At 40.6% G+C, this 12,343-nt stretch carries 10 protein-coding genes; 1 reads left to right on the forward strand and 9 read right to left on the reverse strand.

Features of this window, described 5'->3' with window-relative positions; translation table 11 throughout:
- Window positions 1-7: 7 nt before the first annotated feature.
- The 5 genes from EZ444_RS19035 to EZ444_RS19055 all read right to left on the reverse strand — a co-directional run bounded on the left by EZ444_RS19035 (window position 8) and on the right by EZ444_RS19055 (window position 7,299).
- A complete protein-coding gene (locus EZ444_RS19035) occupies window positions 8-499 on the reverse strand; it encodes a hypothetical protein (RefSeq protein WP_131610734.1) in 492 nt (163 codons plus the stop codon).
- A gap of 12 nt (window positions 500-511) precedes the next feature.
- Window positions 512-1,918 (reverse strand): RagB/SusD family nutrient uptake outer membrane protein, encoded by a 1,407-nt coding sequence (locus tag EZ444_RS19040; RefSeq protein ID WP_165503665.1) that lies wholly within the window; start codon window positions 1,916-1,918, stop codon window positions 512-514.
- Between the two features lie 11 nt (window positions 1,919-1,929).
- Window positions 1,930-5,331: a TonB-dependent receptor gene (locus tag EZ444_RS19045; protein ID WP_131610736.1), complete on the reverse strand. Its 3,402-nt coding sequence runs from the start codon at window positions 5,329-5,331 to the stop codon at window positions 1,930-1,932.
- Between the two features lie 121 nt (window positions 5,332-5,452).
- Window positions 5,453-6,643, reverse strand: a complete 1,191-nt coding sequence (locus tag EZ444_RS19050) for a FecR family protein (protein ID WP_131610737.1) — start codon at window positions 6,641-6,643, stop codon at window positions 5,453-5,455.
- Window positions 6,644-6,714: 71 nt separating this feature from the next.
- Complete coding sequence (locus tag EZ444_RS19055) at window positions 6,715-7,299, reverse strand: RNA polymerase sigma-70 factor (RefSeq protein ID WP_131610738.1); 585 nt, start codon at window positions 7,297-7,299, stop codon at window positions 6,715-6,717.
- Between the two features lie 194 nt (window positions 7,300-7,493).
- Here EZ444_RS19055 and ettA point away from each other — a divergent pair, with 194 nt between their 5' ends.
- Complete coding sequence (gene ettA, locus EZ444_RS19060) at window positions 7,494-9,173, forward strand: energy-dependent translational throttle protein EttA (RefSeq protein ID WP_131610739.1); 1,680 nt, start codon at window positions 7,494-7,496, stop codon at window positions 9,171-9,173.
- Between the two features lie 94 nt (window positions 9,174-9,267).
- Here ettA and EZ444_RS19065 read toward each other — a convergent pair whose 3' ends face one another.
- From EZ444_RS19065 to EZ444_RS19080, 4 genes are all read right to left on the reverse strand, one after another.
- Window positions 9,268-10,086 carry an alpha/beta hydrolase gene (locus EZ444_RS19065; RefSeq protein WP_131610740.1) on the reverse strand — a complete coding sequence of 273 codons (819 nt, stop codon included), beginning with the start codon at window positions 10,084-10,086 and terminating at the stop codon, window positions 9,268-9,270.
- A 2-nt stretch (window positions 10,087-10,088) separates the two neighbouring features.
- Window positions 10,089-10,964 carry an ROK family protein gene (locus EZ444_RS19070; protein WP_131610741.1) on the reverse strand — a complete coding sequence of 292 codons (876 nt, stop codon included), beginning with the start codon at window positions 10,962-10,964 and terminating at the stop codon, window positions 10,089-10,091.
- Window positions 10,965-11,046: 82 nt separating this feature from the next.
- Window positions 11,047-11,262, reverse strand: coding sequence for a helix-turn-helix domain-containing protein (locus tag EZ444_RS19075; RefSeq protein ID WP_131610742.1), 216 nt, complete (start codon window positions 11,260-11,262; stop codon window positions 11,047-11,049).
- A 458-nt stretch (window positions 11,263-11,720) separates the two neighbouring features.
- The gene (locus tag EZ444_RS19080) at window positions 11,721-12,257 is read right to left on the reverse strand and encodes a CBS domain-containing protein (RefSeq protein WP_131610743.1); all 537 of its coding nucleotides are present in this window, start codon (window positions 12,255-12,257) and stop codon (window positions 11,721-11,723) included.
- Window positions 12,258-12,343 lie beyond the last annotated feature (86 nt).

Consider the following 12,343-nt stretch of genomic DNA (forward strand, 5'->3'; position numbering starts at 1 on the left):
TTGTAATTTATGGTTTAGTTATGGTATAGGTAAAGTTTTTATATGATTTAACCGATCCAAGGCCCAATTCGACATTATTGCTTGCAGATGTCAAAGTAATAATAATTGTTTTATTCACCGTCACCGCAACATTCTTGATAGGAATGAGAATCTCAGCGGAGTACTGTCCGGCCGGAATCGTCACACTTGTGTATGTAGGCATTGTATAGTTTACATCAACCACCGCTGTTCCGGATATGGTAAAATTCACCACTACATCATAATCCTTTGGCGTATTTACATATACCCTGGCTCCGGCAACCGGTACTGCAGGTGATCCGCTTGCCGTGTTGCCTACTGCGGTTACAGCCCCCGGATAAGGTCCTGTATTTACTTTTGCTACAATGTATACTGCATTTGGAATGTCCGGATAATTCTTTTCATCTTTCTTACATCCCACAACTGCAATTCCAAATAATAAAACGATTAAGCTTATTTTAATAACTATTAAAGTTTTCATAATTTCCATAAATTAATATCCTGGATTAGGAACCAGGTTAGGGTTATCAATAAGTTCCTGGGCAGGGATTGGCCAGCGCAACCAATTGGGATTGGTATTTCCCGTTACCGTAGCATAACGTCCTGTTCTAATGAGGTCATAATATCTTTTACCTTCATAAACCAGTTCTCTTAGCCTTTCTTTTTCAATTTCCAAACGAACATCACCCTGCAAAGTGGCTAGCGTACCGCCAATATTAGCCCTTCCACGAACCAGATTTAGTAGCGTAATCGCATCCGGTGTTAATCCCTGTTCATTTAAGGCTTCGGCTCTGAACAAGATGATTTCAGGTAAGCGGTATACGATTCTATTTGCATCCTGCTGTAAAACATTATTGGCTACCGTACCAGGATATTTCAGCACGTAAGTTTGATTAGGATCTCTGTAAGGAGCCGGACTGGGTCCAGAGTTACGGTAAGTACCCGCGGTTCTCAGGTCGCCAGCAGGGAGAGCACTAAGCACAGCAGGAGATGGCTGGAACCTCCAGTTGCCAGCAGTATAGGCCTGACCTAAAGGAAGAAATAGATCCGTCAGTGGATTTGTATCGCCTTCCTGATAGGTATAGTTATACTGGATTTCGAATATCGATTCTGACGAGTTCTTATTGGTAAAAATAGTAGGGTAACTTGCGCCGGCTACCAAACTGTAATTCGCCGAACTCACCATCACCAGTCTGGCCATTTCCGCTGCCTCAACATAACGCTTCTGCCATAAATATAAATCAGCCAGTGTACTTCTAATCGCTCCTTTTGTAGCACGTCCTTTATTTTCAAGTGTAGAGCCAAAAGGAAGATCTGGCACCCTTAATTCTGCAGCCTTCAAATCCAGTTCAATCTGAGTAAAAATCTCCGCTCTGTTTTTTTGTTTAGGAAACAGCTCCCCGGAAAGGCTCTCAAAAGGCTCGAGTACTAAAGGTATATTTTCAAATGTGCGTGTTAAGTAAAAGTAAAAAAGTCCTCTTAAGAAATAAGCTTCTCCCATAATCCGTTCCCTGCGAACATCCAATGCCGGATCTGGAATTGTAGGCACGTGTTTAAGTACACCGTTGATCCTGTTTATGCCCTGGTAAAGAAAATTCCAGGTCACATAACCGTTGCCTGAGCCCACATTACCACTAGTCACCTGCAAGTCATTGGATTGGGTCCTGTCGGTATTAGCGAAAACATCTGTCCGCCCATCTCCCCAGACCACATAATTCACCGCATTTTTTTGCAATGCGTCATAACAAGCATTGATGGCATTGTCTGCGTCTGATGCTGTTTTAAAGAAATTGGCACCGGTAATCTGGCTTTCAGGAACCTGGTCGGTCACTTTCTCACAACCAATTCCTGCGAAAACCACCAGCAATCCTAATATATATTTTAATCTAAATCTTTTCATGGTCATAACTTTTAAAATCCAACACTTAACCCAAATATGAATGTCCTGTACTGAGGATAAGTTCCCTGGTCAATACCAATATCGGTGACTCCGCTTCCAAGAGAACTGGCTTCAGGGTCATATCCGGTATAATTAGTAATGGTAAAGAGATTTTGCGCAGTGGCATATACCCTGATATTTCTGATCGGCGTCTTATTAAAAAGCTTTGTAGGCAGCTTGTAGCCTAGTGTCACGGTTTTAAATCTTAAATAAGAACCATCTTCAATCCAACGGTTAGAGAATCTTTTGTTTCCAGCAGGATCGGCATGGTTAGCACGTGGAATATCTGTCACATCACCTTCAGCTCTCCATCTTCTGAGCATATCCAGACTTCCGCTAAATCTACCGTCACTTTCTACTGTAAAGCGGCTTCCGTTAACCACATCATTACCATAAACAAAGGTGGTCAGGATATTCAGGTCAAAATTCTGATAAGTAAAAGAGTTGTTGAATCCTCCGGTAAACTTTGGAAGCGCAGAACCGATAATCATCCTGTCCCCATCATCTATGGTCTTGTTACCGTTAACATCCGAAAACATCATATCCCCACCCTTAAACACATAATTGTTAGCTCCAATACTGGTAGAAGTTAAGCCCGTGGCATTGTCAGTAGTATATTGGTATACCCCATTGGACTTCCAGCCGTAAAAACTACCGATAGACTCTCCAACCCTAAGCACAGAATAGGAAATTAATGAACCAGTCAATCCCGCCCCCTTTTGTAAGATAATCTCGTTTGCGCCCGAATTTAGGCTCAGCACTTTGTTTTTATTAAAGGAGATATTGAAGCTAGAACTCCATGTAAACTTTTTCCCTTCTATATTTCTGGTATCCAGCGTAAACTCCAGTCCTTTATTTTCCGTAGCGCCCACATTCTGAAGTACAGAACTAAATCCTGTTGTACCCGGCAAAGGAACATTCAACAGTAAGTTTGAAGTTTTCTTTAAATACACATCGGCGTTCAGGGTAATCCTCGAATTAAGCATAGAGATATCCAACCCGATATTGTATTGATCGGTCGTTTCCCAGGTAAGATCAGGATTAGGGATTGTGGTCATATGGACGCCACTTTGTCCCAAATATCTCGAACTGGTACTGTATCCGCCCTGCGCAATGTAATCGTCTATAGACTGGTTACCAGTCCGACCCATACTTGCACGAAGTTTGAAGTCATTTACTGCGGTTATGCCCGACCAAAATGATTCATTACTGATTCTCCAGGCTGCCGATACAGCAGGGAACATAGCATAACGTTTGTTTGCACCAAATCTTGAAGAACCATCACGACGAGCGGTTGCTTCTAAAAGATATTTATCTGCAAATGAATACCCAACTCTCGCAAAAGCAGAAGATAGGCCATTGGCACTAACGCTAGACCCCACTCCTGTAGCTATCGAAGCTGCATTCAGCGTATAGATGTTGTCAGTTGCATACTGGGAACCTGAAGCTTGTAGCCCAAAAGAACGTCGCTTTTGCTGACTATAACCCAACAAACCTGTAACCTTATGGTTTCCAATAGTTTTAGCATAACTTAGTGTATTCTCATTTACCCATCCGGTTACATTTGATGAAAAACCAAAACCAGATGATACCCCATTCCGCGTAGCATTAGAAGGCTCAAAAAAAGTATCCAGTACAGAAGCGTAGTTGACACCCAAGGTCGACCTCAGTCTCAATCCCGGAATGATTTCGAATTCCCCGTAAACATTCCCCAGCAAAGAAGTCACCTGATTCTCATACTTTACACGCTCAGCATAAGCAACGGGGTTTATAAAGCCGGATACATCATCATTGTACAACGTACCATTTGGATTATAAAGTGGCATAGCCGGAGATTTTTTTAAAGCCACCTGGATCAGCGATAAACCACCATCATCAGTGGATGACCGCCTGTTCAGGTATCTTGTAACCGACAGATTAGAACCGAACTTCAACTTGTCTGTCGCATCATAGTCCAAATTCAGTCTGCCGCCGCCCCTTTGATAACCAGAATTAATGATGATACCCTCCTGGTCAAAATAGTTGCCACTCAGCGCAAAACGAAGCTTATTTTCCCCTCCTCTTATCGCCAGTTCATAATTTGATATCGGAGCGCTTCTTAAAATGGCGTCCTGCCAGTCGGTATTAGCCAGATTACCAGAGTTATCCGGCAAAATAAAACTATATAAAGAAGTAATGCCATCATTAATTGCATTTGCACGCTGTTCCTGGATTAATTCCAGCGACTGTATGCTGTTCAACATTTTTGGCCTGGTGTTTTCATTGTCTTTTTGCACACCTCTATAATAGCTCAAGTTATAGGTAGTAGCTCCTTTGCTTCCTCTTTTCGTAGTTATTAATACCACACCATTTGCCGCCCTTGAACCATAAATGGCCAAAGCTCCGGCATCTTTCAGAATTTCCATAGATTCAATATCATCGGCATTGATGGCCGACAAAGCTGAAGGTGGTGTTCCTCCCCTCCCATTGTAACCAGTTAATGATCCTGATTCAACAGGTACCCCATCCACAATATATAGCGGATCATTACCTGCGTTGATAGACGTAGTACCTCTTATTCTCAGAGTAACCGCACTACCCGGGGCCCCGGAATTTTGCACCACCTGCACACCGGATGCCCGGCCCTGAATCAATGATTGAGGCGTAGATACAGGAAGATTTTCTATTTCTCTTCCTTTTATCGAAGATACCGCAGAGAGTAAATCCTTTTTCTTTTGTGTACCATAACCTACCACCACAATTTCAGAGAGCCCTTGCTCTTGCTCCACCAGTTGCAAATTGATCTGAGTTTTGCCCGATGTAGCGATCTCCTGGGGGGTAAAACCAATGTAAGAAAATACAAGCGTGCCTTTCTCCGGAATCCTAATGGTATAATCACCATTCTGATTGGTAGTCACCACGGCTGATCCTTGTTTGTGTTTAACGGTAATTCCCGGCATAGCCATACCTTTTGTATCGGTTACCTTACCGGTAACCAGCTTTGTGGTATCGGCAGTGTTATACAACCTTGGCCTGTCTTTCATAAAGACTACAATGTTTTTACCTCTGATGGCATAGCCTAGGTTCTGCAGATCAAGAATCGTCCTCAAGGCCTCATCAAGAGGTATATTATTCATAGAAAGATTCAACACAGCCTCCTCATTAATTTTATCGGGGGGCCAGACTACATTATAGCCCGTCTGTTTCTTTATACTTTTAAAGATCTGCTTCAGAGATTTTCCATCCTTATGAAGTGTAATCCTTTGCCCCAGCACAGCTGCAGAAGCATGGACCAGGAACACTAGGATTAAAATCGTGGTAAGTTTCATCACACGCATTAGTTGGTCAGACAAAATAGCAGAGCGACCATGCCTGATAAGGTCATAAAAAGTCATATATTTGGTTGTTTTGGTTGATAATTTATTGTACTAGCAATTTTGTAATAATCAAAACTTACATCCGGGAGTGTTAGAGCACTCCTGGATTATTTTAATTATCGTGATGTGGTTGTAAAGACTATTGCATAACGATAATCCTCCTTCCTTCGATTCTAAACTGAACTAATTTCGTGAGTGACAATACCTGAAGGAGTTCTCTTGCATTTTCAAACTTGGAAACACTTCCACTCAGCACCAGTTTCCTACTCGCTTCATCCTGATAAATTATATCTACATCATACCACCTGGATACCTGGCGCATAATGCTTTCCAGGCTTTCGCGGTTAAAGTTAAAAGTGCCGTTCTTCCAGGCTACTGCAATTTCCGTATCTACTTCCAGTACATCAACGTGGGCAGCTTTCAATACAGCTTGCTGACCGGGCTTTAAAGCAGTCAAATTTCCTTTTACCCATACTTTCACAGCACCTTCCAACAATGTCGTCCGAGTGCTGTTTTCATTATCATAAGCATTCACATTAAAATGAGTACCCAATACCCTGATCTCCTGCAAATCAGTAACTACCTTAAAAGGAGCGTCTTTTTGTTTGGCAACTTCGAAATAAGCCTCTCCTTTCAGCAAAACTTTTCGCTCATTTTTATCAAAAACCAGTGGGTATTTTAAGGACGACATGGCATTTAGCCACACCTTGGTGCCATCAGGCATGGTAATTTCATACTGCCCACCTCTAGGTGTTTCTATTGTGTTGAATAAATTCAGCTGATTGGCCTTCCCCTTCACTTCATCCAATTTGTACACGAGTTTACCATCCGCTTTTTTGGTAATCTGGATTCCGGCCTGACTAAGTATTGTGCCATTTGCTTTATCATCAAGGGTAATTTTTTTACCGTCAGCCAACGTAAGAGTCGCTTTGTTTCCACCAGGTGCCAATTGTTCTGATTTTACCGACACCGACTGCTGAACAATCTGCTGCTTTCCCGGCTTGTTCATAAAGAACAAAAGTCCTACACTTAAGGCAATCAATACCGATGCGGCTATAGCAATTCTTCTATATAAAAGGTTTTTTTGGTTTTTATCCCCATAGCCTGCATCGGGTTGCGTCATCATCTTTTGGTGCATGCGTTCCCAATCGCCTTCCGTATGCTGCGCTACTTGTGATTCACTGATCCAATGCTCCTTCAACAGTAATAGCAGTTCTTCCTTTTTTTCATCTTTTTCAATCAGCGCAAACAATTCATTAAACTGCGCTGCTGTGCAGGAGTTATCTAGATAACGCGCTAGTAAAAAGGATAGCTTATTTCCTTCAGACATACATTTTGTATTTGGTTCTAAATACAAAGACGAAAAAAAACAAGGGGAGGCCTACTCTGCTATGAATTATTTTAAAAAAATATAACAACCAGAATAATCAGGTCAGAATTTGCGGAAATATGCAGTCTGATAAAGCTTAATGCATCCAGAATATGATTCTTAACTGTAGCTTTAGAAATATTTAAATGTGTTGCAATCTGATCATAAGTCATATGCTGCTCCCGGCTTAGACGGTATACAAATTGTCTTTTATAGGGTAACTTATTAACCACCTGATCTAACTGACTCTCCAATTCATCAAGATACAGTTTATCATCAGAACTACTATTGTCTGCCGCTTCGATCTCGGTCCAGATCAGCTCTCTCAGGATTTTATCTTTCGAAGCTAAGCGTAGAAAATCAAAAGCCTTATTCCTGGCGACCTTAAAAAGAAATGACGAAAAATTATTGATCTCGGTTAATATACTTCTGCTATGCCAGAGCTTTAGAAAAACGTCCATTACAATTTCCTCTGAGCTTTCCCTGGATTTAGTTACTTTAAGCAGATAGGTATGAAGCCTTCCGTTATATTTTTCAAAAAGCTGCTTGAAAGCCGCTTCATCTCCTTCACTGATAAGGAGCAATAGATCACGGTCGTTATCATCTATAATTTTCATACTAGCTGCCAGGCTGGCTCATACAATGGTTTAATCTGTTTGGTCTACTACACAATAGTACATAAACTCGGTAACTAAACAAAGTCGGGATGTATTAATAGATTATCTTATGCACCACTTTGTTCCTTGTTTACCTTTCTTATCTTTGCTGTAAATAGAGGGTTCTTAAAACCCAACTAATATACGAAATAAAGATGTCAGACGAAAAGATCATATTTTCAATGGCGGGCGTAAATAAGATTTACCCGCCCCAGAAGCAAGTTTTAAAAAATATTTACCTGTCCTTTTTTTACGGCGCCAAAATTGGTGTAATTGGTTTAAATGGTTCAGGAAAATCTTCTCTCTTAAAGATCATCGCAGGTCTTGATAAATCCTTTCAGGGAGAAGTTGTTTTTTCTCCAGGTTATACCGTTGGTTATCTTGCACAAGAGCCAATACTGGATGAGAACAAAACTGTAAGGGAAGTAGTTGAAGAAGGTGTGGCCGAAATTACAGCCATCCTAAAAGAATACGAAGAAGTTAATGAAGCATTCGGTTTAGAAGAAAATTATTCTGATGCGGATAAGATGGATAAATTGATGGCGCGCCAAGGTGAGCTTCAAGATAAAATTGATGCCGTTAACGCCTGGGAATTGGATTCTAAATTGGAACGTGCAATGGATGCCTTGCGCTGCCCTGATCCGGACACCAAAATTGGCGTTCTATCAGGAGGAGAACGCAGACGTGTAGCCATGTGTCGTTTATTACTACAGGAACCAGATGTATTATTATTGGATGAGCCTACTAACCACTTGGATGCTGAAAGTATCGACTGGCTAGAGCAGTTTTTAAAGAATTATAAAGGAACCGTTATTGCGGTAACTCACGATAGGTACTTCCTGGATAACGTAGCTGGATGGATCCTTGAACTAGACAGAGGTGAAGGTATTCCATGGAAAGGGAATTACTCATCCTGGTTAGAGCAAAAAGCAAAACGTTTGGCGCAGGAAGAAAAAACAGAAAGCAAACGCCAGAAAACACTGGAACGCGAGCTGGAATGGGTACGTATGGCACCAAAAGCCAGACATGCAAAATCTAAAGCCCGTCTATCTAATTATGACAAGCTGGCTTCGGAAGACGGCAAAGAAAGAGAAGACAAACTGGAGTTATTTATTCCGGCAGGACCAAGACTGGGTAATGTAGTTATTGAAGCCAACAATGTAACAAAAGCATATGGCGACAAGCTATTGTTCGAAAATCTAAGCTTCTCTTTACCTCCAGCGGGCATTGTGGGTATTATTGGCCCGAATGGAGCAGGTAAAACCACGCTTTTTAGATTGATCACACAGCAAGAAACACCTGACACCGGGACCTTCCGCGTTGGAGAAACCGTAGCATTGGGTTATGTGGATCAAATGCACAATGATTTAGACCCTGAAAAAACAGTATACGAAAACATTACTGATGGACTGGACAACATCCAACTGGGTAATAAACCAGTAAGTGGAAGGGCCTATGTTTCTAAATTCAACTTCAATGGTGGGGATCAACAGAAAAAAGTTGGTATTCTTTCAGGTGGTGAACGCAACAGGGTACACCTAGCCATTACGTTAAAAAAGGGGGCAAACGTATTGTTACTGGATGAGCCAACCAATGATATTGACGTAAACACGTTAAGAGCATTGGAAGAGGCACTTGAAAACTTTGGTGGTTGTGCAGTTGTGATTAGTCACGATAGATGGTTCTTAGATCGTATCTGTACGCACATCCTTGCTTTTGAAGGCGAATCTCAGGTTTACTTCTTTGAAGGAAACTACAGCGATTACGAAGAAAACCGTAAAAAGCGTTTAGGTGATGTAACTCCTCATCGTCTCAGATACAAAAAACTGGTGTAAATTTCATCTTGAAATAAAAAGGCCGGTATTTGCAAAAAATTGCGATACCGGCCTTTTCTTATTTATAAAGTTGCTGAATCTTCTCCTACAGAAATCATCCCTTTTTAGTAAAGAACCCATTAAAATACATCAACTGATATTTGATGGCATTTGACCAGTAATCCCAGTTGTGTACACCTGGCCTGATGATAAAATCATGGGGAATATTGCTGTACTGCAACGTTTCATGCAGCTTCATATTTACATTGTAAAAGAAATCATCCTTACCGCAATCAATAATTAAAGCCAATCGATTTGGAACCAGCATCCAGGTCATATTTACAATGGTGTTGTCTTTCCAACGTTGCATGTTCTTATCATAATCTCCCAGTCTTTTAGCAATGTTCCAGTTTAATGGGAAAGGCGTAATGTCTACCCCACCACTCATACTTCCAGCAGCACCAAATACATCCTGGTGCTTAAAAGAAAGATATAAAGCACCATGTCCACCCATGCTAAGGCCTGTAATTGCTCTCCCCTTTCGGTCTTTTATGGTTTTGTAATTTTTATCAATCCAATTCACCAGTTCCGTAGCCACATAAGTCTCATATTTCCATTCCGGATCAATGGGACTATCAAAATACCAGCTGGTTACATTTCCATCTGGACATACAATGATCGTTTGATAATCATCAGCATATTGCTGAAGCGCCGGCACTTTTTTTATCCAACCAGAGAAAGCATCACCTGCACCATGGAGCAGGTAAACTACAGGCATACTTTGCGCCTGGCTATAGCTATCAGGCGTAATCACTACGGCCTTAATGTTTTTCTTCATGGCTGCGCTATAGGTTAGTGCAGTATCTACTTTAGCAGCATGTGACAACTGCACACACAGCAAGGCTATAAAGCTTAAAAAAAGCGTTTTTTTCATTGTTATTGTTGATTTATCCAAATACAGGCTGCTCCAACCAAGGCCGCATCTTCCCACATTTCAGTTTGCCTGATCATTACGTTTTTGTTTACTATTTTTTGTTGCAGTTGAGGCATAAAATGATCCCATGTACGCGCTATATTGCCCCCAATAACCAGTACTTCCGGATTTTCATCCGCAATAAAATCATTGAGAAAACTAGCCAGGTTTGTAGCAAACTCATCAAAGATCTGGTTCTTTAAAGCAGGTGTTGCGCTATTCAGCAGATCCTCTACATTTTTCACTTCTTTACCTGTCAGCTCCTTATATCTGGTCAACAACCATCGGGTAGATATATACTCTTCCGCATGTTGCTCAAGAAAAGGTAGCGCAGCTCTATTTACATCCACCACTTTTCCGCTACAGTTACTGGCCGATCCAAGTCCGGTACCCAATGTAATGCCTATTGCTCTACCTACATCAGCTGCAGCACCAGCTACCATTTCACCAATGAGAAAGGCTTCAGCATCATTTATAAAAATAATGGATTCACGCGGGATGTTTAACTTGTCTGATAATATTTCACCTACATCGAGTCCATATAGTGAATCATACTTTTTTACATTTTTAAAAAGCGCAATCCCATTTTTATAGTCAAACGGGCCGGGCATGGCTACACCGATTTTAACTTGATCAACAGGAAGTTCAGCAATTAGTGGGCTCAGCGCCTCAACCCAGGAATCGAAAATAATCGAGGCCGCCGCTTCAGAAGCCACTCTTTCTCGTTTTAAACTATCTGGAATAACATGGTAAGTGGAAGAATCTATATATGCAGCCGTAATGTGCGAACCGCCAATATCTACGCCAATAAAAGGAATCAAAGCTGTATTAAGGTTCATGAGCTCAGTTAAATTTGGTTTAGGTTATTCAAATAAAGGTATTTAAACCGCTTTATTAAAATGTTTTCCAAAGTTTTTTAAACTATTCGCTTTCTTCCCCAAGGGCTAGGAGTTCATCATAGGTCAATTCATATAGTTTTGCTGTTTTCTTAATCAACGTATCCGCTGGGTACACAAAATCACCTTCAATTTTTTCATACGTACTCAAAGCCAAGTTTAAACACTTCGCTATTTCCTTTTCCGTTCTTTTAGCATTTTGCCTTAAAAACGTAAATTTCTCTCCCAATGTCAATTTCATATTGTTTAATTTGAATTTAAGTAGATAACCAGCAAGATAAGCGGATACTTTTTCGATTTTTTTTCAGGCCCTTTGCAGGCCGGATAGCGCTTCCTAATGCGACTTTACTACTGCTCGTCTGGGGATTATGTTTCAATTGGATTTTGTCGAACAAAGACGAGCGAGAGACGAACCGAACTCGGCGCAATAACGACTTTGTAAAGGAGCGAGATACAGCAATCCTACAACCCTAATGCAGACCCGAAAATTTTCCTAAAACGGCGTCAGGAATGACGCCTATATATCACAATTCAAATCTCCAAGATTAGAGTTGCTGCGATATAGATATTAACATAATAACAAATATAATGATTCCAATTTACTTCAGCTATAAAGGCTGTATAAAAAACTCCGTATCGCACATTTTGTCGGTTTTCCTGTATAGAAACCTTATTGAAAAATCGGAATTGATTGTTGTTTTATGAACGGTTATCCTTTAGCATATCAATTGCGGTTTTTAGACTAAAATTAAACTTCTGACAGAGTGTACCATACATTTTATCGTTACTAGCTAAAAAGCTAATCAAATCTTTAAGGTAAACGATGCCAATACATTTCCCATTAGTTATAACAGGCAAATTTTCCTGAGTCTTTTTAAGGAGTATATCAATTGCATCAAGTACCAGTTGTTGCGGATGTAGTCCCATTTCGTCATTTAATTCAAAAAGATAAGATCCCTGATCAAGGATAAAAGAACAGATCTGTGGATTATGGGCTATTCCCAATGGTGAAAGCGAAACAAGCTGATCGACATAGTCATTTAGCGTAGCAATAGTATATTTAGACAGACAGTATGAGCTTTTGGCAAAACCAAACACTCTTTTTAAAGTTGTTACACTGATCCTTTTGTTCAAAGACTCCTGGATCTCTACGGCAATATGCCTGCAGTCACGGGGTGTAATATTGGTTAAACCCGTTTTTAAAATTATCTGTTGTTTTAATTCTTCAACATCCATTTTAATTGTACCTGTTTTCTATTTAATGTTACTACTATACCTTGCATCAAAATTAATGTCGAATAGACCTGAACTAATACAAGTAA

The sequence above is a fragment of the Pedobacter hiemivivus genome (genome assembly GCF_004331685.1).
GTDB lineage: Bacteria > Bacteroidota > Bacteroidia > Sphingobacteriales > Sphingobacteriaceae > Pedobacter > Pedobacter hiemivivus.

Excerpts from the sequence above, each read along its gene's own strand:
- EZ444_RS19050 (WP_131610737.1), bottom strand. The coding sequence starts at position 6,643 with ATGTCTGAAGGAAATAAGCTATCCTTTTTACTAGCGCGTTATCTAGAT.
- ettA (WP_131610739.1), top strand. The coding sequence starts at position 7,494 with ATGTCAGACGAAAAGATCATATTTTCAATGGCGGGCGTAAATAAGATT.
- EZ444_RS19080 (WP_131610743.1), bottom strand. The coding sequence starts at position 12,257 with ATGGATGTTGAAGAATTAAAACAACAGATAATTTTAAAAACGGGTTTA.
- EZ444_RS19040 (WP_165503665.1), bottom strand. The coding sequence starts at position 1,918 with ATGAAAAGATTTAGATTAAAATATATATTAGGATTGCTGGTGGTTTTC.
- EZ444_RS19065 (WP_131610740.1), bottom strand. The coding sequence starts at position 10,086 with ATGAAAAAAACGCTTTTTTTAAGCTTTATAGCCTTGCTGTGTGTGCAG.
- EZ444_RS19045 (WP_131610736.1), bottom strand. The coding sequence starts at position 5,331 with ATGACTTTTTATGACCTTATCAGGCATGGTCGCTCTGCTATTTTGTCT.
- EZ444_RS19075 (WP_131610742.1), bottom strand. The coding sequence starts at position 11,262 with ATGAAATTGACATTGGGAGAGAAATTTACGTTTTTAAGGCAAAATGCT.
- EZ444_RS19035 (WP_131610734.1), bottom strand. The coding sequence starts at position 499 with ATGAAAACTTTAATAGTTATTAAAATAAGCTTAATCGTTTTATTATTT.
- EZ444_RS19070 (WP_131610741.1), bottom strand. The coding sequence starts at position 10,964 with ATGAACCTTAATACAGCTTTGATTCCTTTTATTGGCGTAGATATTGGC.
- EZ444_RS19055 (WP_131610738.1), bottom strand. The coding sequence starts at position 7,299 with ATGAAAATTATAGATGATAACGACCGTGATCTATTGCTCCTTATCAGT.